This is a genomic window from Bradyrhizobium sp. CCBAU 11357 (genome assembly GCF_028128865.1).
Lineage (GTDB): Bacteria > Pseudomonadota > Alphaproteobacteria > Rhizobiales > Xanthobacteraceae > Bradyrhizobium.
Genome location: NZ_LBJW01000016.1, coordinates 223,233 through 246,083 on the forward strand (window position 1 = coordinate 223,233; position 22,851 = coordinate 246,083).

At 63.6% G+C, this 22,851-nt stretch carries 21 protein-coding genes; 13 read left to right on the forward strand and 8 right to left on the reverse strand.

From position 1 onward, the window contains the following. Positions 1–60: 60 nt before the first annotated feature. Positions 61–513, reverse strand: coding sequence for a winged helix-turn-helix transcriptional regulator (locus XI05_RS04405; RefSeq protein WP_271498972.1), 453 nt, complete (start codon positions 511–513; stop codon positions 61–63). 83 nt (positions 514–596) lie between these two features. Here XI05_RS04405 and XI05_RS04410 point away from each other — a divergent pair, with 83 nt between their 5' ends. Continuing rightward, entirely contained in the window at positions 597–1,205 is a 609-nt protein-coding gene (locus tag XI05_RS04410) for an FMN-dependent NADH-azoreductase (protein WP_271498975.1), read from the forward strand. Between the two features lie 63 nt (positions 1,206–1,268). Here XI05_RS04410 and XI05_RS04415 read toward each other — a convergent pair whose 3' ends face one another. After that, on the reverse strand, positions 1,269–1,451 hold the full coding sequence (locus XI05_RS04415; protein ID WP_271498978.1) for a hypothetical protein: 183 nt from the start codon (positions 1,449–1,451) through the stop codon (positions 1,269–1,271). A 155-nt stretch (positions 1,452–1,606) separates the two neighbouring features. Beyond that, positions 1,607–2,380 carry an SDR family oxidoreductase gene (locus XI05_RS04420; RefSeq protein ID WP_271498981.1) on the reverse strand — a complete coding sequence of 258 codons (774 nt, stop codon included), beginning with the start codon at positions 2,378–2,380 and terminating at the stop codon, positions 1,607–1,609. A 123-nt stretch (positions 2,381–2,503) separates the two neighbouring features. On the opposite strand from XI05_RS04420, the gene XI05_RS04425 reads away from it, so the two are divergent. Then, on the forward strand, positions 2,504–2,971 hold the full coding sequence (locus XI05_RS04425; RefSeq protein WP_271498984.1) for a winged helix-turn-helix transcriptional regulator: 468 nt from the start codon (positions 2,504–2,506) through the stop codon (positions 2,969–2,971). Positions 2,972–3,098: 127 nt separating this feature from the next. Here XI05_RS04425 and XI05_RS04430 read toward each other — a convergent pair whose 3' ends face one another. Continuing rightward, entirely contained in the window at positions 3,099–3,242 is a 144-nt protein-coding gene (locus XI05_RS04430) for a hypothetical protein (RefSeq protein ID WP_257187439.1), read from the reverse strand. A gap of 321 nt (positions 3,243–3,563) precedes the next feature. Here XI05_RS04430 and topA point away from each other — a divergent pair, with 321 nt between their 5' ends. From topA to XI05_RS04470, 8 genes are all read left to right on the forward strand, one after another. Beyond that, complete coding sequence (gene topA, locus XI05_RS04435) at positions 3,564–6,311, forward strand: type I DNA topoisomerase (RefSeq protein WP_271498986.1); 2,748 nt, start codon at positions 3,564–3,566, stop codon at positions 6,309–6,311. A 7-nt stretch (positions 6,312–6,318) separates the two neighbouring features. Further along, positions 6,319–8,667: a ribonuclease R gene (gene rnr, locus XI05_RS04440; RefSeq protein WP_271498988.1), complete on the forward strand. Its 2,349-nt coding sequence runs from the start codon at positions 6,319–6,321 to the stop codon at positions 8,665–8,667. Next, positions 8,661–9,101, forward strand: coding sequence for a DUF983 domain-containing protein (locus XI05_RS04445; protein WP_271498991.1), 441 nt, complete (start codon positions 8,661–8,663; stop codon positions 9,099–9,101). Before rnr ends, XI05_RS04445 begins: the two co-directional genes overlap by 7 nt. A 32-nt stretch (positions 9,102–9,133) precedes the next feature. Further along, complete coding sequence (locus tag XI05_RS04450) at positions 9,134–9,886, forward strand: NUDIX hydrolase (RefSeq protein ID WP_271498994.1); 753 nt, start codon at positions 9,134–9,136, stop codon at positions 9,884–9,886. A gap of 262 nt (positions 9,887–10,148) precedes the next feature. Then, entirely contained in the window at positions 10,149–11,474 is a 1,326-nt protein-coding gene (locus tag XI05_RS04455; protein WP_271498997.1) for an LLM class flavin-dependent oxidoreductase, read from the forward strand. A 126-nt stretch (positions 11,475–11,600) separates the two neighbouring features. Next, entirely contained in the window at positions 11,601–11,768 is a 168-nt protein-coding gene (gene rpmG, locus XI05_RS04460) for a 50S ribosomal protein L33 (protein WP_007603295.1), read from the forward strand. Between the two features lie 283 nt (positions 11,769–12,051). Then, a complete protein-coding gene (locus tag XI05_RS04465) occupies positions 12,052–12,282 on the forward strand; it encodes a DUF3551 domain-containing protein (protein WP_172783385.1) in 231 nt (76 codons plus the stop codon). A gap of 5 nt (positions 12,283–12,287) precedes the next feature. Further along, complete coding sequence (locus XI05_RS04470) at positions 12,288–12,542, forward strand: DUF3551 domain-containing protein (protein ID WP_271499226.1); 255 nt, start codon at positions 12,288–12,290, stop codon at positions 12,540–12,542. 97 nt (positions 12,543–12,639) lie between these two features. Here the strand turns inward: XI05_RS04470 and XI05_RS04475 are convergent, their stop codons facing one another. Together XI05_RS04475 and XI05_RS04480 are read right to left on the reverse strand one after the other, a co-directional pair. Continuing rightward, positions 12,640–13,539, reverse strand: a complete 900-nt coding sequence (locus tag XI05_RS04475; RefSeq protein WP_271499000.1) for a GNAT family N-acetyltransferase — start codon at positions 13,537–13,539, stop codon at positions 12,640–12,642. Between the two features lie 104 nt (positions 13,540–13,643). Continuing rightward, positions 13,644–15,017 carry an FAD-binding oxidoreductase gene (locus tag XI05_RS04480; protein ID WP_271499003.1) on the reverse strand — a complete coding sequence of 458 codons (1,374 nt, stop codon included), beginning with the start codon at positions 15,015–15,017 and terminating at the stop codon, positions 13,644–13,646. A gap of 107 nt (positions 15,018–15,124) precedes the next feature. On the opposite strand from XI05_RS04480, the gene XI05_RS04485 reads away from it, so the two are divergent. Continuing rightward, positions 15,125–16,033, forward strand: coding sequence for a LysR substrate-binding domain-containing protein (locus XI05_RS04485; protein WP_271499006.1), 909 nt, complete (start codon positions 15,125–15,127; stop codon positions 16,031–16,033). 160 nt (positions 16,034–16,193) lie between these two features. Beyond that, positions 16,194–16,712, forward strand: coding sequence for a hypothetical protein (locus XI05_RS04490; RefSeq protein WP_271499009.1), 519 nt, complete (start codon positions 16,194–16,196; stop codon positions 16,710–16,712). A 142-nt stretch (positions 16,713–16,854) separates the two neighbouring features. On the opposite strand, the gene XI05_RS04495 is transcribed toward XI05_RS04490, so the two are convergent. After that, positions 16,855–20,247 (reverse strand): adenylate/guanylate cyclase domain-containing protein, encoded by a 3,393-nt coding sequence (locus tag XI05_RS04495; protein WP_271499012.1) that lies wholly within the window; start codon positions 20,245–20,247, stop codon positions 16,855–16,857. Positions 20,248–21,026: 779 nt separating this feature from the next. On the opposite strand from XI05_RS04495, the gene XI05_RS04500 reads away from it, so the two are divergent. Next, positions 21,027–21,191: a hypothetical protein gene (locus tag XI05_RS04500; RefSeq protein ID WP_172783380.1), complete on the forward strand. Its 165-nt coding sequence runs from the start codon at positions 21,027–21,029 to the stop codon at positions 21,189–21,191. A 148-nt stretch (positions 21,192–21,339) separates the two neighbouring features. Here XI05_RS04500 and XI05_RS04505 read toward each other — a convergent pair whose 3' ends face one another. Continuing rightward, entirely contained in the window at positions 21,340–22,701 is a 1,362-nt protein-coding gene (locus tag XI05_RS04505; RefSeq protein ID WP_442869230.1) for an amidohydrolase family protein, read from the reverse strand. Positions 22,702–22,851 lie beyond the last annotated feature (150 nt).

Genomic DNA, 22,851 nt, shown 5'->3' on the forward strand with positions numbered 1-22,851 from the left:
TCAGAGCTCGCCGCTCGCATCTTCAATCAAAGCTCACTCTGCAATCAAAGCTCACTCTGCTCAGCCGTCGTTGCGCTGGTCGAACTTCGTGCGCGCGGCCTCGATCCGATCCAGATGGTCCTTCGCCCATTTGCCGAGCGCCTCGACGGGGCGCGACAGGCCGTGGCCAAGCTCGGTCAGCTCATAGTCCACCCGCGGCGGGATGGTCGGAAAGATCGTGCGCGTGACGAGGCCGTCGCGCTCGAGGCCGCGCAGCGTCAGGGTCAACATCCGCTGCGAGATGCCGTTGATCATGCGCTTGAGCTCGTTGAAGCGCTTTGGCCCGTCGCTCAGCATCATGATGACAAACACGCTCCATTTGTCGCCGACGCGCGACAGCACGGAGGCGACCCCGCGGCAGTCCGCATGGTTGGGATCCGGCATGGGCCTTGGATCCGGCCTTGGATCCGGCCTCGGATTTGGCCGCGGCGGAGCAGGCATTTCGATGTTCGCAGGTTTCAATGATGTGCCCATGGCTCAAAAAAGTGCGTTCTTGCGGAGATTTCGACAGTCACTCATGTAGCGCTGGTTACAAACTTATACCAGGGTGACCCCACATGAAACTCCTTCACATCGACTCCAGCGTGCTCGGCCCCCACTCCGTCAGCCGGCAGGTTTCCGCCGCCATCGTCGACCGTCTCCGGCAGGCCACGCCCTCGCTCGAGGTCGTCTATCGCGACCTGACCGAGACCCCGCTCGCCCACCTCTCCGGCTCGCATCTCGCCGCCGCGCAAGGCGCGCCTGCGCCGGCGGAACTCGGACCGGACCTTGCCGCAAGCGCGGCCGCGCTGGACGAGTTCCTGGCTGCCGACATCGTCGTGATCGGCGCGCCCATGTACAATTTCACCATCCCCAGCCAGCTCAAGGCCTGGATCGACCGCATCCTTGTAGCGGGGAAGACCTTTAAGTATGGCGCGGCCGGGCCGGAGGGGCTCGCCGGCGGCAAGCGCGTGATCGTCGCGATCTCGCGCGGCGGCTATTACGGCGCGGGCTCACCCGCCGCAGCGCTGGAGCACCTCGAAAGCTATCTGCGCGGTGTGTTCGGCTTCATGGGCATCCACAATGCCGAGTTCATCATCGCCGACGGCATCCAGGTCGGACCGGATCACCGCGAGAAAGCACTTGCGGGCGCGCTTCAGGCAGCCACCAGCCTGCAGGCGGCCTGACGACGTGCCGAAATCGGCCGCCGCCGGATTGCGCGGCGGCTGACGGCGGCACGATCCGCAACGCTAAGACCAGACGCCCTGCATGCCCAAGATCACGGCAACGAGCGAAACGAACAGGCCGATCCCGGAGAACAACGTGATGGCCACGAACTCGGCCGTGTCGGAACGCTTGGCCGGAACGGCGGGTCTTTCGGTGAAGACGCGCGGTGATGAAATCGACGCGAAAATGCGGGCCGCTTTTGTCATGACCGACCCTCCTTAGATAGCGAGTCTGTCCCCTGCCCGTAAAAAGTCTTTGCAGCTTGCGCGAAGGTTCAACGCCTCGTCAATGCATCTCAAGACGTAGGAACCGGCAGGCGCAGCCGCACTGCGCCGGCCGATTCAATTTGCGCTTGGTTTGATCAGCCGCGATAGATCGGCGCGCCGCTCGGCGAGGCCACCGCGCCGCCGTCGACGAAGATTTCCTGGCCCTGCACATGCGCGGCATCATCGGAGGCGAGGAACAGCACCGTCTTCGCAACGTGATCGGTTTCACCGATGCGGCCGAGCGGCGTCGACAGCGCAATCCGCTTCTCGAACGCCTTCTCGGCTTCCGGCGTCGCGGTCGCGGGTCCCCAGATCGGCGTGCGGATCGCACCCGGCGCGACGACGTTGACGCGGATGCCGCGCGGCGACAGTTCCGAAGCCATGATCCGCGCCATCGCGCGCACGCCGGCCTTCGCCGCGCCATAGGCCGAGTAGCCGGGAATGCCGAGCACTGAGATCACCGAGCCGTTGAGGATGATCGAGGCGTTGTTGTTGAGATGGGGCAGCGCGGACTGAACGGTGAAGAACACGCCGGTGAGGTTGGTGCTGATGACCTTTTCGAAAACGTCCAGAGTCGCCGATCCCAGCGGCGTTCCGCCGGCAATGCCGGCATTGGCGAACACGATGTCGAACTTGCCGAATTTCTCTGCGCCCTGCTTGATCGCAGCTTCCGTCGCCGCGATGTCCGTCGCGTCGGCTGGCAGCGCAAGCGCGTTCGGCCCGAGCTCCTTCGCGGCCGCCGCCAGCGTCTCCTTGTTGCGCCCGGTGATCACCACCTTGGCGCCCTCGGCCACGAACAGTTTTGCCGTTGCCAGCCCGATGCCGCTATTGCCGCCGGTGATCAGGGCCGTCTTGTCCTTCAGTCTCACGCTCGCCTCCAGTAGTTGCATGATGAAACTACATTGCCATCTAGGCCATTTGGTTTTATAATGCAACCACACAAGCGCGTGATCCGCGCTGGCGCCGTGCGAACGCGACAGGACGGAACGAGGATGGTGAAACGGACGAGCTTTGCCGGCGATGCCTGCCCGATCGCGCGGTCGCTGGATGCGCTCGGCGACTGGTGGTCGCTCTTGATCATCCGCGAGGCGCTGTTCGGCGTCCGCCGCTTCGGCGAGTTTCAGAACAAGCTCGGCATGGCCAAGAACATCCTGGCGGCGCGGCTGCGATCGCTGGTCGATCACGGCATTCTGGAAACCGCCCCCGCCTCCGACGGCAGCGCCTATCAGGAATATGTGCTGACGCCGAAGGGCCGCGGCACCTTCCCGATCCTGGTCGCGCTGCGGCAATGGAGCGAGGAGTTCGATGACCGCCCCGAGGAGATCGCGACCATCCTGGTCGACCGCGAGAAGGGCCGTCCGGTGAAGAAGCTCGAAATGCACGCCGAAGACGGCCGCCTGCTCAACCCTGCCGACACCACGCTGAAGCCGCGGCCGGCGCCGCGACGCTGGTCAGCGTAGGCCCACGTGGTCCCCCGTCATTGCGAGCGTAGCGAAGCAATCCAGAATCTTTCCGCGGCGGCAGTCTGGATTGCTTCGCTACGCTCGCAATGACGGGGTTAGAGCAGCGAACCCAACTGCCTCTGCATCACGACAGCTTGCGCCTGGTCCGTAGCCGCAGATGCTCGTCGGCCTCGAGCTGAGTCATGCCCAAGAGATAATGCAACACGTCCAGCTTGTGGCGCTCGGCCAACTTGCGCAGGGCGCCGGTCTGCTCGGCGATGAAGGCCACGGCTTCGTCCGCGCCGCCCTCCCCCGGTTCCTCGTTGCGCGAGCCCCCCGGCGCGCCTGATCCAGCGCGCGCCCGTTTCTTTCCTGGCCTAGTCACCAGACCCCACCCGAATCCATGCCCGACAGGACATTACGCCCACATCAACCGCAACTCCAAGGTGGTATTTTACAACTTTCTCGATATGAAACTTTTCCCATGCGGCGGCTTTCAACACCCCACGATTTGACAGCGACCGCCTCACCACCCATGTTCGGGTCGAAACGGCCGACCCGAATCCTTTCGTTCTCGGCCCAAGATTTTCACGTAAGTTACTGGAACTACATGAATATCGTTATCGTGGAGTCGCCGGCGAAAGCCAAGACCATCAACAAATATTTGGGCTCGTCCTACGAGGTTCTGGCCTCGTTCGGCCATGTCCGCGATCTCCCGGCGAAGAACGGTTCCGTCGATCCCGACGCCAATTTCAAGATGATCTGGGAGGTCGACCCCAAGGCGGCCGGCCGGCTCAACGATATCGCCAAGTCGCTGAAGGGCGCCGACCGCCTGATTCTCGCGACCGACCCCGATCGCGAGGGCGAAGCCATCTCCTGGCACGTGCTGGAGGTGATGAAGGAGAAGCGCGCGCTGAAGGATCAGAAGATCGAGCGCGTCGTGTTCAACGCCATCACTAAGCAGGCCGTCTCGGAGGCCATGAAGCATCCGCGCGAGATCGACGGCGCGCTGGTCGACGCCTATATGGCGCGCCGCGCCCTCGACTATCTGGTCGGCTTCACCCTCTCCCCCGTGCTGTGGCGCAAGCTGCCCGGCGCCCGCTCGGCTGGCCGCGTGCAGTCGGTGGCGCTGCGTCTCGTCTGCGACCGCGAGCTCGAGATCGAGAAGTTCGTGCCGCGCGAATATTGGTCGCTGATCGCGACCCTGCTCACCCCGCGGGGCGATGCCTTCGAGGCACGCCTCGTCGGCGCCGACGGCAAGAAGATCCAGCGCCTCGACATCGGCACCGGCGCGGAAGCCGAAGACTTCAAGAAGGCGTTGGAAGCAGCGACTTACGCGGTCACCGCGGTCGACGCCAAGCCGGCCCGGCGCAATCCGCAGGCGCCCTTCACCACCTCGACGCTGCAGCAGGAAGCCAGCCGGAAATACGGCTTTGCGCCGGCGCACACCATGCGCATCGCCCAGCGTCTTTATGAGGGCATCGACATCGGCGGCGAGACCACCGGACTCATTACTTATATGCGTACCGACGGCGTGCAGATCGCCCCCGAAGCGATCACCCAGGCGCGCAAGGTGATCGGCGAGGATTACGGCAACGCCTATGTGCCGGACGCTCCCCGCCAGTACCAGGCCAAGGCCAAGAACGCCCAGGAAGCGCACGAAGCGATCCGCCCGACCGACCTCTCCCGCCGCCCCGACAGCATGAGCCGCAAGCTCGATGCCGATCAGGCGAAGCTCTATGAATTGATCTGGAAGCGCACCATCGCGAGCCAGATGGAATCCGCCGAGCTCGAGCGCACCACCGTCGACATCACGGCGAAGGCAGGTGGCCGCACGCTGGAGCTGCGTGCCACCGGCCAGGTCGTGAAGTTCGACGGCTTCCTCGCGCTCTACCAGGAAGGCCGCGACGACGAAGAGGACGAGGATTCCCGCCGCCTGCCCGCGATGAGCCAGGGCGAGGCCGTGAAGCGGCAGAGCCTGTCGGTCACCCAACACTTCACCGAGCCGCCGCCGCGCTTCTCCGAGGCTTCGCTGGTCAAGCGCATGGAAGAGCTCGGCATCGGCCGTCCCTCGACCTACGCCTCGATCCTGCAGGTCCTGAAGGACCGCGGCTACGTCAAGCTGGAGAAGAAGCGCCTGCACGGCGAGGACAAGGGCCGCGTCGTGGTCGCGTTCCTCGAAAGCTTCTTTGCCCGCTACGTCGAATACGATTTCACGGCCAGCCTCGAAGAGCAGCTCGACCGCATCTCAAACAACGAGATCTCCTGGCAGCAGGTGCTGAAGGATTTCTGGACCGGCTTCATCGGCGCCGTCGACGACATCAAGGATCTGCGCGTCGCGCAGGTGCTCGACGTACTCGACGACATGCTGGGCCAGCACATCTATCCGCCTCGCGCCGATGGCGGCGATATCAGGCAATGCCCGAATTGCGGCACCGGCCGGCTGAACCTGAAGGCCGGCAAGTTCGGCGCCTTCGTCGGCTGCTCGAACTATCCGGAATGCCGCTACACCCGTCAGCTCGCCGCCGACGGCGAAACGACCGCGGACCGCTCGCTCGGTCAGGATCCCGAAACGGGTCGCGATGTCTGGGTCAAGGCCGGCCGCTTCGGCCCCTATATCCAGCTCGGCGAGCAGAAGGATTACGAGGAAGGCGAGAAGCCCAAGCGCGCGGGCATCCCCAAGGGCACCTCGCCCAGCGACGTCGATCTCGAGCTTGCGCTGAAACTCTTGTCGCTGCCGCGCGAGATCGGCAAGCATCCGGAAACCGGCCAGCCGATCATCGCCGGCCTCGGCCGCTTCGGACCGTTCGTGAAGCACGAGAAGACCTATGCGAGCTTAGAGGCCGGCGACGAGGTGTTCGACATCGGCCTCAACCGCGCGGTGACGTTGATCGCGGAGAAGGTCGCCAAGGGCCCGAGCCGCCGCTTCGGCGCCGATCCCGGCAAGGCCATTGGCGATCATCCGACGCTCGGCACCGTCACCGTGAAGAGCGGCCGCTACGGCGCCTATGTCACGGCCGGCGGCGTCAACGCGACGATCCCCGCCGAGTTCGAGAAGGACGCCATCACGCTGCCGCAGGCGATCGCGCTGATCGACGAACGCGCGGCCAAGGGCGGCGGCAAGGCCAAGAAGGCTGCAAAGCCCGCCAAGACCAAGAAAGCTGCGGACGGCGAGGACGCTGCACCGAAGCCGAAGAAGCCGGCTGCGAAAAAAGCCGCGGCCAAATCCAAATCCGAATCCACCAGCAAGGCGCGCGCTCCCGTGCCGTCGACCGCCAAGACTTCTGCTACAAAGACGTCGCCGACCAAGGCAGCCGCCACCAAGGCTCCGGCCAAGAAGAGTGCCGGCAAGAATTAGAGGTTAAGTGAAACCAAAGAAAGACCGTGGCTTTCCCGACAGGCAAGCCATCGTCGCCTTCATCAAGGCAAATCCAGGAAAGGTCGGGACTCGCGAAATTGCGCGCGAGTTCGGCCTGAAGAACGCCGATCGCGCCGAGCTCAGGCGCATGCTGCGCGAGCTCGCCGACGACGGCATCATCAAGAAGAAGCGCCACAAGGTCTCCGAGCCGGACGCGCTGCCGCCGACGCTGCTGGCCGACATCACCGGCCGCGATTCCGATGGCGAGCTGATCGCCTCCCCCGCCGAATGGGACGAGGTCGAGAACGGCGAGCCGCCAAAGATCCTCATCGAGATGCCGCGCCGGCCCAAGCCCGGCACCGCCGCCGGTGTCGGCGACCGCGCGCTGCTGCGCGTCGAGCGCAGCGATGATGACGAAGGTCCCGCCTATCGCGGCCGCATCATCAAGGTGATCGACAAGGCCAAGAGCCGCATCCTCGGCGTGTTCCGCAGCCTGCCCGAGGGTGGCGGGCGGCTGGTCCCGGTCGACAAGAAGTTCGCCGACCGCGAGCTGAACATCGCGAAGACCGATACGGGCGGCGCCGAGGATGGCGACCTCGTCAGTGTCGACATCGTCCGCACCCGCGGCTTCGGCCTCGCCTCCGGCCGGGTCAAAGAGAAGCTCGGCTCGGTCAAGTCCGAGAAGGCGATCAGCCTGATCGCTATCTACGCCCACGACATTCCCTTGCCGTTCTCCTCCGCTGCGGAGCGCGAGGCGGAAGCTGCAGAGCCCGCCAACCTGAAGGGCCGCGAAGATTGGCGCGACGTCCCGCTCGTCACCATCGATCCGCCCGACGCCAAGGATCATGACGACGCGGTGCATGCCGAGCCGGATCCTGATCCCAACAACAAGGGCGGCTTCATCGTCAACGTCGCCATCGCCGATGTCAGCTTCTACGTGCGCCCTGGCACGGCGCTCGACCGCGATGCGCTCGACCGCGGCAACTCGGTTTATTTCCCCGACCGCGTCGTGCCGATGCTGCCCGAGCGCATCTCCAACAATCTCTGCTCGCTGGTGCCGGGCGAGCCGCGCGGCGCGCTGGCGGTGCGCATGGTGCTCGGCCCCGACGGTCGCAAGCGCTCGCACAGTTTTCATCGCATCCTGATGCGCTCGGCGGCCAAGCTCGCTTACGCGCAGGCGCAGGCCGCGATCGACGGCCGGCCTGATGACACCACCGGGCCCCTGCTCGATCCGATCCTGAGGCCGCTCTATGCGGCTTACGCCTGCGCCAAGCGCGCGCGCGACGAGCGCGATCCGCTCAACCTCGATCTGCCCGAGCGCAAGATCCTCTTGAAGAGCGACGGCACGGTCGATCGCGTCGTGGTCCCCGAGCGTCTCGATGCGCACAAGCTGATCGAGGAGTTCATGATCCTCGCCAATGTCGCCGCGGCGGAGACATTGGAGAAGAAATCGCTCCCGCTGATCTACCGCGTGCACGACGAGCCGACATTGGAAAAGGTCCACGCGCTCGCGGAATTCCTGGAGACGCTGGACGTCCCCTTCGCCAAATCGGGCGCGCTCCGCCCCACCACGTTCAACCGCGTGCTGGCTCAGCTCGAAGGCCATGATTACTACCCGCTGGTGAGCGAAGTCGTGCTGCGCGCCCAGGCGCAGGCCGAGTACTCATCCGAGAACTACGGTCATTTCGGCCTGAACCTGCGCCGCTATGCGCATTTCACCTCGCCGATCCGCCGCTATGCCGACCTCGTCGTCCACCGCGCGCTGGTCCGTGCGCTCGGCCTCGGCGAAGGCGCCCTGCCCGACAGCGAGACGCCGGAAAGCTTGAGCGAAGTCGCCGCGCATATCTCGCTGACCGAGCGGCGCGCGATGAAGGCGGAGCGCGAGACCGTCGACCGCCTGATCGCCCATCACCTCGCCGACCGCATCGGGGCCAGCTTCCAGGGCCGCGTCTCCGGAGTCACCCGCGCCGGCCTGTTCGTGAAACTCACTGATACCGGCGCCGACGGCTTGATCCCGATCCGATCCCTCGGCACGGAATATTTCAACTATGACGAGGGCCGCCATGCGCTGGTCGGCACACGCAGCGGTACCATGTACCAGCTCGGCGACGTCGTCGACGTCCGCCTGATCGAGGCCGCTCCGATCGCGGGCGCGCTGCGCTTCGAGCTGCTGTCGTCGGAGAGCGGCAGCGGTCCGCGCCAGCGCAGGCCGTTGCGTCCGCAGCGCAAATCGTCCACGGCGCATCCCGGACGTAGCCCGGAGAGAAAACGCAAGCCGGAGAAGCAAAAGTCCGGCAAGGGAAAGAAGGTCAAAGCAAAGAACAAGGGTAAGGGCAAGAAGGGCAAGGCGTGGTGACGATGAGGACGGCCCCAAATATCTGGACGCGCGAGAGCGGGCTCGTCGAGAAGCGCGATGTCATGACGGCAATGAAACGCGGCTTTCGCGGTCGCTGCCCGCGCTGCGGCGAAGGCAAGCTGTTCCGCGCCTTCCTGAAGACCGCCGATCATTGCGGCAAATGCGGCCTCGACTTCACCCCGCATCGCGCCGACGATCTGCCCGCTTATCTCGTCATCGTCATTGTCGGCCACGTCGTGGTGCCGGCCGTTTTGTGGATCGAGACCAATTACACGACGCCGGTCTGGATCAGCTTCGCGGCCTATCTGCCCTTCACATTCTTTGCCTCGCTCGCGCTGCTGCAGCCCGTGAAGGGAGCTGTGGTCGGCTTGCAATGGGCTCTGCGCATGCACGGGTTTGACGACAACCCTCCGGATGGTATTCCGCCGGTATAGGCAAAATAATCAAGAAGAGTTCGGGTGAGGACATGACGGATATTGCGCAGGTAGCGGAAAAGGCCAAGGTCCACGAGGAAAAGGAAGCCGACCACCATCCCTATTTCCGTCCCCGGGATGCGGCGACCTTGATCCTGGTCGACCGCAGCGGCGCCGTTCCGAAAGTGCTGGTCGGCAAGCGCCATGACAAGGTGGTGTTCATGCCCGGGAAATTCGTCTTCCCCGGCGGGCGCGTCGACAAGGCCGATTATCGCGTGCCGTGCGCTGCGCCCATCACTGCGGAGCTGGAAGCCAATCTCGCCAAGGGCAGCCCGAAGACGCCGGCCTCGCGCGCGAAATCGCTCGCCATTGCCGCGATCCGCGAAGCCTGCGAGGAGACCGGCCTCTGCCTCGGCCGCAAGGCGGAAGGCAAGGTGCCGAAGCTCGACGGCCCCTGGAAGCCGTTCGCGGATGCCGGCCTGCTGCCCGATCCCTCCGGCCTGTTCCTGATCGCACGCGCGATCACCCCGCCCGGCCGCGTCAAGCGCTTCGACACGCGCTTTTTCACCGCCGATGCCTCCGCGATCACCCACCGCGTCGAGGGCGTGATCCATGCCGATGCGGAGCTGGTCGAGCTGGTCTGGGTCGAGCTCGGCTCGAAGCCGCTCGCCGATCTGCATCCGATGACGCGTAACGTGCTCAACGAGCTCGACACCCGTCTTGCCACCGGCCCGCTCCGCCACGACGCGCCGGTGCCGTTTTTCCATTTCTACGGCGGCAAGATGCAAAAGGATGTCTTGAGCTAGTTGGCGCGCTGCGGCGTCGTTCGAAGTCCGAGTTCTATCCTCCGTCATTCCGGGGCGCGCGCAGCGCGAACCCGGAATCCATCGCTCGGAAGTCTCTGCGGCCCAATGGATTCCGGGCCCGCCGCTAACGCGGCGCCCCGGAATGACGGAAACGTGCTGAGCTCAGCGCAAAAAACAAAAAATTCTTCCCGCCTCCCCCAATGGCGGAGTTCCCGCCCGCACCTATGTCTTTCCGAACGACAATGAAGAAGGACACCGGGCGATGGCACAACGGCAACTCAAGCTTGGCGCGTTCATGCGCCCGATCAGCATCCACACCGGCGCCTGGCGCTATCCGGGGGCCTGGCCCGACGCCAATTTCAACTTCTCGCACATCAAGACGCTGATCCAAAAGCTCGAGGCCGGCAAGTTCGACGCCTTCTTCATGGCCGATCACCTCGCCGTGCTGAACATGCCGATCAACGCGCTCAAGCGCAGCCACACCGTGACCTCGTTCGAGCCGTTCACGCTGCTGTCGGCGCTCTCGGCGGTGACCGAGCGCATCGGCCTGATCGCGACCGGCTCGACCACGTTCGACGAGCCCTATCACGTCGCGCGCCGCTTCGCCTCGCTCGACCATCTCAGCGGCGGCCGCGCCGGCTGGAATATCGTCACGACCTCGAACCCGGACGCGGCGCTGAATTTCGGCCTCGATGACCACATGGAGCACGCCGAGCGCTACAAGCGTGCCCGCGAATTCTACGATGTCGTCACCGGCCTCTGGGATTCCTTCGCCGACGATGCATTCGTGCGCAACGTCGAGAGCGGTCTGTTCTTCGATCCTGCGAGGATGCACACGCTCGACCACAAGGGCAAATACTTCAAAGTGCGCGGGCCCCTCAACATCGCGCGCCCCGTGCAGGGCTGGCCGGTGATCGTGCAGGCCGGCGCCTCCGAAGACGGCAAGCAGCTCGCCGCCGAGACCGCGGAAGCCGTGTTCACCGGCGGCGGCAGCCTCGCCGACGGTCAAAAACTCTATGCCGACATCAAGGGCCGCATGGAGAAGATCGGCCGCGACCCCGAGCACCTGAAGATCCTCCCCGGCGCCTTCGTCGTCGTGGGCGACAGCGTCGATGAAGCCAAGGAGAAGCGCGCTCTGCTCGACAGCCGCGTGCATTACGACAGCGCCATCGCCTCGCTCTCCGTCATCCTCGGCACCGACGCTTCCGGCTTCGATCCCGATGGCCCCCTGCCCGAGATCCCCGAGACCAATGCCAGCAAGAGCGGCCGGCAGCGCCTGGTCGACCTCGCCGCCCGCGAGAAGCTCACCGTGCGCCAGCTCGCCCAGCGCGTCGGCGGCTATGGCGGCCTGTCCTTCGTCGGCACGGCCAAGACCATCGCCGACCAGATGGAGGAATGGCTGGTCGGGCGCGGCTCGGACGGCTTCAACATCATGTTCCCGTTCCTGCCCGCCGGCCTCGACGATTTCGTCGACAAGGTGGTCCCGGAGCTGCAGCGGCGCGGGATTTTCCGCAAAGACTATGAAGGGCCCACCTTGAGGGAGAATCTGGGCCTGCCGCGGCCGAAAAACCGGTTCTTTGAGGCCTGATGGGCCCGATTTGAGCGGTTTCTGCCCCCTGAAACCTTGACTTCCCGCCGTTTCTGGCTAGGTTGCCGGCCAACGCGGGCCGTTTGGCCGGCTCCAGATTCCCCCTGATATTCTGAGGTTCAGAACATGGCCAAAGCGGTCACCATCAAGGTCAAGCTCGTGTCCTCGGCCGACACCGGCTTCTACTACGTCGCCAAGAAGAATTCGCGCACCATGACCGACAAACTGGTCAAGAAGAAGTACGACCCGGTCGCGCGCAAGCACGTCGAATTCCGCGAAGCCAAGATCAAGTAAGATCGGCGCAGCGCCAAGGATTTTTACGGGGCCCTTGCGGGCCCCGTTGCTGTTTTGGCGCGCGTGTTCGCGTGTCCCTGGGCCAGCTACCAAGCCCTGCGGACGTTCCTAAGCACCGGCGACAAGCCGTCGAAAGTTGACAGGAACGATGCAGTGCGACACTGAATTGTTGCCTGCGCCTCTAACCAGCTTAGGCCGTTATTCTTGAGCCACGATCATCAAGCGGCTATTTTTCGAAGGCGAACCTCTTGCGTTGCCGCTCAGTTGACATGATGGAGATCGCATGCGCATCGCTCTACTGATTGTCCTCATGGTCATCGGATTTTCTCCCGCAGCAAACGCTGAGCGCGACTATCCCTGGTGCGTCGTCGGCGGACACCTCGGTTTTCCCGGCGAATGCATGTATTCGACGCGAGAACAATGCCTGGCGTCGGCGTCCGGGCGATGGAACACCTATTGCGATGTGAACCCGCGCGTGAGGTTCAAGCAGCCGCCTCCGCCCCGGCCGCGCTGATCATGATGCGTGCGCTTGCCTGTCTCCTCTTGGTCTTGATCACCATGTCCGCGCCCAGCCCAGCCGCAGCACAGCGGTTCGGCGGCAACTATCCGGTATGCATGCAGAGATGGGAATGGGGCGGCGTCACCTGGATTTCCTGCCAGTATCGTTCATGGGACGAGTGTAGAGCGAGCGCTGCGGGCCTTTCGGCCATGTGCATGGATAACCCTTATGCGCAACGGCCGGTCCATCCAGAGCGCAGCCCGCGTTCCCGATAAGGCTAGAGCGTGCCCCGGCCCGGAACGAGCGCCGATCCAGCCATCATTCCGTGCCTTCCTGCCTGCCCCGCGACGCCAACCTTCTCGGTTGAATCCTCTACATGAAACCCGGATTGCGCGGGAGGTAGCTGCCCCAATCTCCGAACGGTCTGTTCGACATCAGCAGCATCGGGAACGTCAGACGCATCCCGTGGTCGGTCGCGGCCTTGAGCGCTGGCTCGCTCGCGCCCGGCACAAAGGCCGAAATGGTCGGACAATCGGTCTGTGCCGCGAACGACAACGCAGTGGCAAAAGCGGCGTCAACGAGATCTGGCCTGCGGACTGCAAGCGGACCAATGTGTCCACCCGAAATATAGACATACCCGACGCACTCATTGCCGGCGTGGATGGTGAATCCGCGAATCGTGCTGTCGGCCAGGAGAAATCGATGGTGCTTCTCCCTGGAAACGCCGACAGCACAGACATCGATCGCCGCCAGCTCGTCGTATGCGGTTGCGTCGGCCGTGAGAGATTCAAGACGGAGCCGCGGCGCAGCCAACCTTGCCGCCAGGTGGTCGCGAGGGACGCTGACCATGTAGATCGGAAAGCGCGGGAACAGTCCGTGGCGGATGTAGAGGCCTTGAGATACGTTGTTGAACGTGAAGGTGATCAGTGCCCGGATGGGTGCTCCGCGCATGTCTGCATGCGCGAACGCCTTGTTGATGAGTTGATTGCCAATGCCATCGCCCTGACGATCAGGCGCGACGAACAATTGAGCCAGGAACCAAAGCTCGCCACAGACCCAACTCCACGCGAAGCCGACAATTTCTCCGTCGTCATCGGCCACCCATAAGCCTTCGGGATCATCCGCCAGCGAGAAGGCCTGAAAATTCGGCGGACGAGAGGATGCCATCTTCCCGAAGCCCCGCCGTTCAGTGAGCTCGTTGATGCTGGCGACGACGAGGTCATCGGCCTGCTTCAAGTCGTCGATGCGAGCGGGCCTGCACACGACCGCCATTCTCGAGTCCTCCCGGGCATCAGATCGCCCCACCCACTTTGGATCAGGTCGCGGCTTGGTTTCTACTCACATCCTGATGAGAGCGAGGAATCGTCTGCCGGTAATCAAGCGAGCGGCCGGATGTTCTGGTTCATCCGGAAGAAGTTCGTAGGGTCGTATTTCGCTTTGATCTGCTGCAGGCGGCGGTAATTCCGCCCATAGGCAGCGGCAACGGGATCGCCTGTCTCGTCATCATCGAGATAATTGACATAGCGTCCGGACGCAAAGAAGGGCCGCATCTTTTCATAGGTTGCGCGTGCCCACGAGATGCAGCGGCTGCTATCGCTGGCCTGCGTCCATTGCGCGAGGATCAGGAAATTGTAGCCCTCCTGCCGATGCACGAACGCCGTATCCCCGGCATCCACGCGGGCCGCGGCACCGTGGATATGCTCGAGCAGCAGCTGCCCCATGGGAGTCGGGCAGCGGGCGAAACATTCGATCATCGTCGCAATCGCACCATCGCTCAGCTCCACGAGGAAGTTCGACTTCCAATAGTTGAAGGCGCCTTTCGGATAGTTGGCGTCGAGCATCCGGTTGAGGTCGCAATAGGTCATCGGTCCGACTGCATCCAGAATCGGAGTTCCGAACTGCTTCAGCGGCTGTATCGCTCGTTCGGCCTCGGCAACTTCACCGCAGTGGCTGGTGACCAGGGCCGCGACCTCCCTGCCGGACCCGTCCGGCGCATGGGTCAAGGATGCGAACAGCATGTGCTCGTCCGTGAGCGATCGCGTGCTGGTCCGGAAAAATTCCAGCACGTCGCGGGAGCGCTCGATTGGGTGGACGATCGGGCCGCCGGTGATGACCGGCCCTACCTTATGGAGGTCGTATTCGAGGCTGGTGGCAATCCCGAAGTTTCCGCCGCCGCCGCGCACCGCCCAAAACAGATCGGGCTGCTCTTGCTTGCTGGCCCGCAGAACCTTGCCATCGGCCGTGACGAGTTCGACAGCCCGCAGATTATCCAACGCGAGGCCGTACTTGCCCATCAGCCAGCCCAGCCCTCCGCCGAGCGTCAGGCCCGCGATGCCGGTGGTCGAGACCACGCCGCCGGTCACCGCAAGTCCGTGAAGCTGCGCTTCGCGATTGAGCTCGCCCCAGGTGACCCCGCCCTGCGCCCATACGGCCTTGCCGACAGCGTCGACCCGGACCCCTTTCATGGGTGAGAGGTCGATCATGATCCCGCCGTCGATCGTTGCGCGCCCGGCCACATTGTGGCCGCCGCCGCGAACCGCGACCTCGAGGCCGAGCTTGGTCGCAAGTGTCACCGCGTCCACGACATCGGCCGCACTGCGGCACCTGGCAATCAATGCTGGCCGTTTGTCGACCAGCCCGTTGTGGACCTTGCGCGCCTCGTCGTAGCCCTCGTCTCCCGGCTTGAGCAGTTCTCCTCCGAAGGAGGCGCCAAGTTCGGCGGCAGCGCTGGCGACAGATGCGATGGACATGACATGGGCTCCTCAGCTTCACGCCATATCCTCGATCCTGGGCTGTCTCAGAGCAAATCCGAAGAATTCAGGTGACGATGAACTGATTTCACCTAGACTGACCGCGCATGCACAAGCTGCCTCCCCTGATCGAGCTCCGCGCTTTCGAAGCTGCCGCCCGTCATCTGAGCTTCAAGAAGGCCGCGGCAGAACTCGGCGTCACGCCAACCGCGATCAGCCACCAGATCGGCTTGCTCGAGCAGTATTGCGGCCGCGCCTTGTTCCGGCGCAGACCACGTCCGCTTTCGTTGACCGAGGCCGGCGCGCGGCTGTTTCCGGCCATTCGCGGCGGGCTCGAGGCGTTTGCCGCTGCCATTGCGTCCGTCAAGCAGGAAGGTGACCAGCAGCCGCTCCGGGTGACGACGACCAATGCGTTCGCCAGCCGCTGGCTCGTGCCCCGCCTGCCCCTATGGCGGAAGTTGCATCCCGACGTGCCGCTCGAAGTGATCGGCACTGACACGGTGCTCGATCTGCAGGCCGGAGATAGTGACGTTGCCATTCGCTATGCGACCAGCGGCGTACCGCCGACAGACGGGATCGTCGATGAACTCTTCAGCGATACGTTCTGGCCGGTCTGCAGTCCGGATTTGCTTTCAACGGGACGCCTGAAGAGACCAGTCGACCTCGCAAAGCATGTTCTGATCCACTCCTATTGGTCGCCGGCCGATCGTGAGCCACCGACGTGGCAGAGATGGCTTGGTGCAGCCCAGCGCCGGTGGCGCGAGGTGCCCCCATACAAGGACCTGCAGCACCTGAGTTTCCGGGAAGAACTGCACGCCATCGAGGCGGTGATCAGCGGACAGGGCATCGGGATCTTCAGTGATGTGCTCGTGGCACACGACCTCGCCACCGGCACGCTCGTGAAGGCATTCTCGTTGAGCCTGCCCGGCTATGGCTTCTATGTGGTCAGCAGGCCAAACCATCCGCGCGCGCGGACCATTCGGGTCTTTTCGCAGTGGTTGCGGTCGAGTACCTGATCCGGGTTCGGAAGGGGTCAGCACAAACGGCGAAGCCGTCATGTGCAGACTTTTCCTGAAGCCCGTGAACCAGCAGAACGAACATGCGCCCTCCGCCCACAGAGAATGAACATTTGGCCGCTTCGGCGCGACCAAAAGCTGATCTCTTGGAAACGACACCATGCCGAGCCCGATGTCTGCCGTCGCGAGAGCTTGCCCTGCCATCCGCATCCTGCAGGGCTTGATCGCCGTCGCCCTCATTGCCATGGCCTCACCGAGCACGGCCGGCCAATGGCGCTACGGTTGCCGAGGCGTGCTACCGAGTGACGATGCACCGGTGGTGGTCTTTAGCCGGTCATCGCTTGTGATATTGCCGAAGGCGTGGCTGAACGGGCCGTTGCTCACGGCTGTCAACGATGATCTCCAGATCGCGAAATTCGAGGCGATCGACATCAATTCGGGCCTCGACAAGAAGATGGAGTTCAAGCGCGAAGGGGAACCCGAGGAGAAGCTGACACTGACCGAGATATCGTCCAAGACGACGTCGGATGTTTACCGTCCACCCGGACGTCTGCCGCGCTCTGAGGAGACGACCCAGTACCGGAAGGTGTTTCGGTGGGTCGGCAACGGCGCCTTTGCGGGTCCATACGAGATCAAGATGGACTGCATCAATTACGAACTCTCAGCGCCGCAACGGTGACAACTCCAGCTGCGAATCCGGAGTGACGGGGCCGCCCCGAGAATTGACGGCGCCGAGCAGGTCACCGTTGCCCTCACGTGTCTTTCGGGTGCAGCGGAGTCGCCCAACCCGAGAACGCTACGGAGCTCCAATGGAGCGCGCTTCAGAGTTCTTCCAGCAGCGCCCTGCTTTCCTTCAAGTCGCGGGTATCGAAGCCCTCGTCGAACCAACCGTAGACCGGCGCGAGAAGACCGCGTGCTTCATCACCCCTGTCCTGATCACGCCAGAGCCGGGCGAGACTGACGGCGGAGCGAAGTTCCCAGAGTTTCGCCTCCTGCTGGTGAGCAATCGCAATGGCGTGGCGAAACTCGGTCTCGGCATCGGCCTCGGCGCCTGGCCGAGCCCTCAGCATCAACTCCCCTCGGCGCCGATGCAGCTCGGCCTCGAACCACCGCACCCCCAATTTCTGGGTTAGTGCCAAGGCGTCGGAGAGTTGGCCGAGCCCAGTTTCATATCGTGCTCTCCTTGCCTCGGCTGCTGCGAGCTGCGCAAGGTAGAACGGAAGAGTCCATGCTGCGCCGGACGCCTGGAATCCCTCGATGCCGCGCCGCAGTAAGTCCACCCCGGCCTCGGGGTCGCCGGCTTCGGCCAGCGTCCAGCCGCGATATGCCGTCCCCATCGCGAGAAAGAAGGCAAAGCGCTGCTCGGTGGTGAGCGCAACCAGCTCGTCCGCCCGTTGCCCAACCATGCCCGCGTCTTCGAGCACGAAATGCAACCGGCAGGCAACGCTCAGCGCGAATGCGAGGCTGATCGGGTGCGACGAATCGCGGGCCTCTGCCAGGGCGTCACTGCTCTGCACGCGCGCCTGATCGGCGAAGCCAAGAAGGCCACACGTCAGCGAGAGGAACGAAAGCATCGCCACGCGGGCGTTTTCTGCGAACAGGGCCGTCAGGGAGCGCTGCTGCGCCGGATCGTAAAGGGCGAGCCCCCGCTCGAGATGGCTGCGCGCCAAGGCCAATTGTCCGCGATGAAGCCAGCTATCGCCGACTGCCCGATGACCGGCGACAAGAATGGCCGCATCGTTCTGTCGTCCGGCCAAATCGAGCAGATTCTCGGCGATGCGATGCGATCGGTCCGTTTCACCACGGACGTGATAATGCACGAACTCGCCCCAGAGTGCCTTGAGCAGGTTCGGCGTGTCGTTGAGTGCCTCGCAGAGGCAACGCGCCCGGGCGTAGGCTCTGCCGGTCTCTTCGGCCGCGTGGCCCTTCGCGGCAATCAGTGCACCGCCGAGCGCGAGTTGAAGGTCGGTTTCGGTGCGCTGGCGCGCGGGAGTATCCGGCAGTTGGGATAGCAGATCGAGCGCCTTTCGCATCTGCGCGATTGCTTCTGTCATTGCCGATCGAGCCTTTGAACGCTCACCAGCCTCCTGCCAATAGGAAACCGCCTTTTCGGCCAGGCCCGCATGTCCGCAGTGGTGGGCGAGGATTTCCGGCTGCTCTTGGATGCCCCTAGCAAGCCTCTCCTCGAGTGCGCCAGCGATCCGCGCGTGCAGCTCGCGGCGTTGGCCGCGCAACATTGTGCCGTATGCCGCATCCTGGACCAGTGCATGTTTGAACAAGAAATTGGCGTCGGGCGGCTCGACACTCCCAAACACGAGGCCGGTGTTGATCAGCCGGTCGAGCGCCGCCCGCAACTCGTTGTCGCACCGCTGTGCGACCGAGGCCAGCAGATCGTAGGAGAACTCGCGGCCAATAGCCGCGCCGATTTGTGCCACCTCCTTGGCGATCGGACCAATCCGGTCGAGCCGCGCCATCAACGAAGCATGTAGCGTGGCCGGTACGGCAAGTCCGGGCAGCGGCGCGAAGGAGATCGCTCGCGCGATACCCTCGGGGCTCGTTTCGAGCACCGCTTTGGTCAACTCCTCAACGAACAGCGGCACGCCATCCGTTCGTTCAGCAATTTCATTGACGATTTCGGTCGGCAGCGTCTGGCCACCTGCCACGCTCCGGATCAGGGCAGCGCCCGCTTTCTGGTCAAGCCGGTTCAGCACGAGCAAGCTGACATGCGGCTTTCCGGTCCATACCAACTGGAACTCGGGGCGGTAGGTGATCAAGACCAAAACCGGTAGGCCTGCTACGCGATCGACGGTTCGGTCCAGCAGCTCGCGCGAGCTTGGATCGATCCATTGCATGTCCTCGAACACGATCATGATCGGACATCTTTGCGCGAGAGCTTCAAGCTGGCGAACCAGAGCGGCGAAGCTTCTCTCCTTCTTTTGTTGCGGCGTACTCGTAACCGGCAAGTATAGATTATCGTTGGGGATCGACAGCAACTCGGCCAGGATCGCCACGTCCTCGTCGGGCGGCAATGCAGGCGATAGGAGCGCTCGAAGTTTGTCGAGCTTGGTCGTCGGTGTGTCCTCACGATCGAAGCCAGCCGCTCGCTGCAATTGTGCGGTGAAGGGGTAAAGCGCGCTTTCCTGATGGTGAGGCGAGCAGAAGTAGCGCAGGCAGATGTGCGGCTCGCGCTCGATACGCTCCTGAAGAGCCGCAACGAGGCGCGACTTGCCGATCCCCGCCTCGCCGACGAGCAGCATGACTTGACCGGTACCCGCCCGCGCATGGCTCCAGCTCCGCTCCAACCGCGCGAGCTCTTCCTCACGCCCAACCAGCGGGGCGAGGACCGAAGGGTGCAACGCCTCGAAGCGGCTTTCCGCTGTTCCCTCACGAAGCACCCGCCAGGCTTGCACCGGTGCGGCGAAACCCTTCAGCGTCACGGCGCCGAGATTCTCGTAGTCAAAGAGCCCGCCGATGAGCCGCCGCGTGTCCTCAGCGATGACTACCCCATCCGGTTCGGCGAGCGCTTGCAGTCGAGCGGCAAGGTTCGGCGTCTCGCCAAGGACTGCCTGCGCCTCCGCCGCTTCGCTGCCGATAAGGTCACCTACGACGACGAGGCCAGTCGCGAGCCCAAGACGAACGCGCAGCTCGAGCTCGGGTGGGGCTCCCGGCGCGTGCCTGGTCGCGGCGATCTCAAGCGCAGCGCGCACTGCGCGTTCGGCATCGTCCTCATGCGCTGAAGGATGACCGAACAGGATGAGCATGCCATCGCCGATGTAACGGCTGACGGTGCCACCGTACTTGCGGACGACCGCCGCTACGCTATCGCGGTACTCAGCAATGATGTCCCGTAGATCTTCCGGATCGAGCTTTGTCGCCAGTGCAGTCGAGCCGACGAGATCGCAGAACATCACTGTGAGCTGACGACGCTCGGCGGAAGAACTTGGTGCGGCTAACAAGCCTGCGCGCTCCGTGACAGGTGCCACGATGGACGTCGATGCGCCGGCCCCTGTCGTCACGTGCGGCGATACGGTCGGCGTGAGCGCGGCACCGCAGTCGCCACAGAAGTTCTTGCCCGTCGGATTGTCGCCCCCGCACGAAGGGCAGCGAAAGAACAGCGGCGCGCCGCAATCGCCGCAGACCTTCGTTCCCTCCGGGTTGACTCTGCCGCAATTCGCGCAAACCATGGCCGCACCCGATCGAATTCCGACCGACATGAGTTCGCGTCGGTCTATGGGCGAATCTTCAGAGCGCGCTCTTTCAAGATTCTCTTCGTCAGCCGCCTACCAAGCGCCAAGCATGATCAAACTCACAATGGCCAGGAAGCAGACACAGGCGATAGTCGCAGGGAAAATGAGCCAGCCGGGTGTCATCGTTGCCTCCCGAGCGGTTGTCTCGAAAAGCTTAAGCTGGCCGGCGCGATTAGCATTATGAACTGGCTAACACTCTGCAACTCAAGCCCATTTTCAATCTGAGAAGGCTGACCACAGCCTGACACGACCCAAACGCGAAAGTAGGCAGCCCACTAACGACCGCCTGCCGAGTCGACGAAAGGTTCTCTCGCGCGTCCGCAACCGAGCGCTTTGGGGCAAATGCGAATTTGTGAGAACGGCAGCTCTTGGGTGCAAAGCCAAGGAAAGCGACCACACGCCCGCCCTACTCCGTCCGCCAGTACAAGACTTCACACCGTCATTTGACGCCGGGTTGGTGCGATCAGGGCCTGGCTCGATCGGAACCAGCGCGGCGCCCGGTCGGCATGGTCGTCTACCGGGGGCGACACCATTGAGCTAGATCAAGACTCCCCGGTCTGAGCTGTCCAGCCTTTCAGAAATCTCAGGGAGGACGTGCTCGGACAAGTCGCGTTTGAAGCAGCCGCAGGCTTCAGCCGTGTCTTCGCGCATCGCGCTTCAGTACGACACATGCGGCAATTGGATCTGCCCGCAGCAGATTCCCTCCTATCCTCATTGACTGGCATGGACGCAAAGCGAGGTCGGTTATGGCCGGAACGGACAAGCTCTCGGTCGAGAAAGCTCTCGAAAAGCTGCGCCAGGACGATCAGCCCAAATCGAGCAGCGAACGGCGCGACGAGAAGAGTGAAGATCTCAGTCGAGAGATCAAGCGAATGAAGGCGCAGCGATTGCGGCTCGACCGCAAGCCCTAGCGTCCGCTCTGCCTGCTACAGCAGCCCGATGGGGCTTCCCGAACCTCTCCTCGCCTTCGGGGCCACGAGCGGAATTGCCCGGCACGGGTCGGTACTCGCCTTGGGATCGATCGCGACCTGGTCGATCGAAAGGGCGACGACGTTGCTGCTAACGGGCAAGCGTATCTTTGTAGATGATTCCATCCTTCATGATGATCTTGAAATTGTTGGCGGGGTCGGCAAGAAGGCCGATATTGTCCAGGGGATTTCCGTCGACGAGCAGCAAATCCGCGAGTGCGCCCTGTTCCACGACGCCAAGTTTGCCGGGATAAGGATTCCGCTTGCCCGATAGCGCCAGCAGTTCGGCGTTCGTCGATGTCGCCATGGTCAGCGCTTCGGCGGGCGTGTACCAGCGAGCGAGTGAGGCCAGGATGGCCCCCTGTTGGCGCGCGAGCGCTGCAGAGAACAGGACGTCGGTGCCCCACGCCGTCTTGATCTTGTACTTCCTCGCCAATTCGTAGGATCTGGCTATGCCGGGCCAGACCTCATCCGCCTTGGCTCGCTGGATGGAGCCTACAGGAAAGCCCAGCCTCAAATCCTCGGGGAGAGGCTGTATACTCAGCCAAACACCCTTCTCTGCCATCAGCTTCGCTGTTGCGTCGTCCATCAGGAAGCCGTGTTCGATACACTTCACCCCAGCCGAGATGGCTCCCCGAATTGCAGCAGCCGTGAAGGCATGCGCAGCAACGTACGTGCCCCAATTCTCAGCCGCTTCGACGGCCGCGCGTATTTCGGGTTCGGTGAACGTGGTCACGTCGATTGGACTGAAAGGCGACGACACTCCGCCGCCAGCCGTCAACTTGACTTGGGAGGCGCCTTGCATGAGCTGTTCGCGGACACGGACGCGGACCTCGTCGGGACTGTCCGCAACCATTGCCCCGCCGGTTTGCTCCATGCGGGTGAGCATGCCGCCGATCGTCCGCGGCAGGTCGGTAAGCTGGCGGAAGTCCCCATGCCCACTCGTGACAGTAATGACCGCGCCGGACGGATAAATGCGCGGACCCTTGATGATACCTTCGTCGATGGCGCTTTTGAGCCCGAACACCGGCCCGCCCACATCTCGAACGCTGGTAAAACCGCGCATCAGAGTGTGCGTGGCCTCGTCGCCAGCGACAAGATTGACGTAGCCGACGTCGCCGAGCGACTGTGCCGGCGTGACTCGGATCAGCATCGCATGCCAATGGTTGTCGATGAGGCCGGGCATCAATGTGCGTCCGCCGCCTTCGATAATGCGAATCTCCGCCGGGCTATCCACCGCTATCGGCTGTAGCGAGATCGATTCTATCTTGTTGCCGCGCACCAAGACGTTGGAGGAGGCAGACAGCGTGGCGCTCTTGCCATCGAAGATGCGGACGTTCTGAAAGAGCGTGGCCGCGCCACCTGTCTGAAGCGCTTGCTGCGCCAGGCTCGCTCCACCGGGCCCGGCCGAGAGCACCACCGCGATCGACAGCGAACGAAATGTTACGCTCATCGACGGTCGGATCTGCCGCGCGCTGTACAACGCATTCAACAGAGTTCCTGTCATCACTGCGCACGGCCCTTCTCGTTGCGTGTCAGCTGCATCCGGTTGAAGCGGCCGGACCTTTTCGATTACGATGCTGTGCATGGCTCTCGCAGCGAC

Excerpts from the sequence above, each read along its gene's own strand:
- XI05_RS04470 (WP_271499226.1), top strand. The coding sequence starts at position 12,288 with ATGCGTGCGCTTGCCTGTCTCCTCTTGGTCTTGATCACCATGTCCGCG.
- XI05_RS04475 (WP_271499000.1), bottom strand. The coding sequence starts at position 13,539 with ATGGCGGTCGTGTGCAGGCCCGCTCGCATCGACGACTTGAAGCAGGCC.
- XI05_RS04415 (WP_271498978.1), bottom strand. The coding sequence starts at position 1,451 with ATGACAAAAGCGGCCCGCATTTTCGCGTCGATTTCATCACCGCGCGTC.
- XI05_RS04490 (WP_271499009.1), top strand. The coding sequence starts at position 16,194 with ATGCCGAGCCCGATGTCTGCCGTCGCGAGAGCTTGCCCTGCCATCCGC.
- XI05_RS04455 (WP_271498997.1), top strand. The coding sequence starts at position 10,149 with ATGGCACAACGGCAACTCAAGCTTGGCGCGTTCATGCGCCCGATCAGC.
- XI05_RS04465 (WP_172783385.1), top strand. The coding sequence starts at position 12,052 with ATGCGCATCGCTCTACTGATTGTCCTCATGGTCATCGGATTTTCTCCC.
- XI05_RS04485 (WP_271499006.1), top strand. The coding sequence starts at position 15,125 with ATGCACAAGCTGCCTCCCCTGATCGAGCTCCGCGCTTTCGAAGCTGCC.
- XI05_RS04450 (WP_271498994.1), top strand. The coding sequence starts at position 9,134 with ATGACGGATATTGCGCAGGTAGCGGAAAAGGCCAAGGTCCACGAGGAA.
- XI05_RS04425 (WP_271498984.1), top strand. The coding sequence starts at position 2,504 with ATGGTGAAACGGACGAGCTTTGCCGGCGATGCCTGCCCGATCGCGCGG.
- XI05_RS04500 (WP_172783380.1), top strand. The coding sequence starts at position 21,027 with ATGGCCGGAACGGACAAGCTCTCGGTCGAGAAAGCTCTCGAAAAGCTG.
- XI05_RS04505 (WP_442869230.1), bottom strand. The coding sequence starts at position 22,701 with ATGAGCGTAACATTTCGTTCGCTGTCGATCGCGGTGGTGCTCTCGGCC.
- XI05_RS04405 (WP_271498972.1), bottom strand. The coding sequence starts at position 513 with ATGGGCACATCATTGAAACCTGCGAACATCGAAATGCCTGCTCCGCCG.
- rpmG (WP_007603295.1), top strand. The coding sequence starts at position 11,601 with ATGGCCAAAGCGGTCACCATCAAGGTCAAGCTCGTGTCCTCGGCCGAC.
- XI05_RS04410 (WP_271498975.1), top strand. The coding sequence starts at position 597 with ATGAAACTCCTTCACATCGACTCCAGCGTGCTCGGCCCCCACTCCGTC.
- XI05_RS04495 (WP_271499012.1), bottom strand. The coding sequence starts at position 20,247 with ATGTCGGTCGGAATTCGATCGGGTGCGGCCATGGTTTGCGCGAATTGC.
- XI05_RS04480 (WP_271499003.1), bottom strand. The coding sequence starts at position 15,017 with ATGTCCATCGCATCTGTCGCCAGCGCTGCCGCCGAACTTGGCGCCTCC.
- topA (WP_271498986.1), top strand. The coding sequence starts at position 3,564 with ATGAATATCGTTATCGTGGAGTCGCCGGCGAAAGCCAAGACCATCAAC.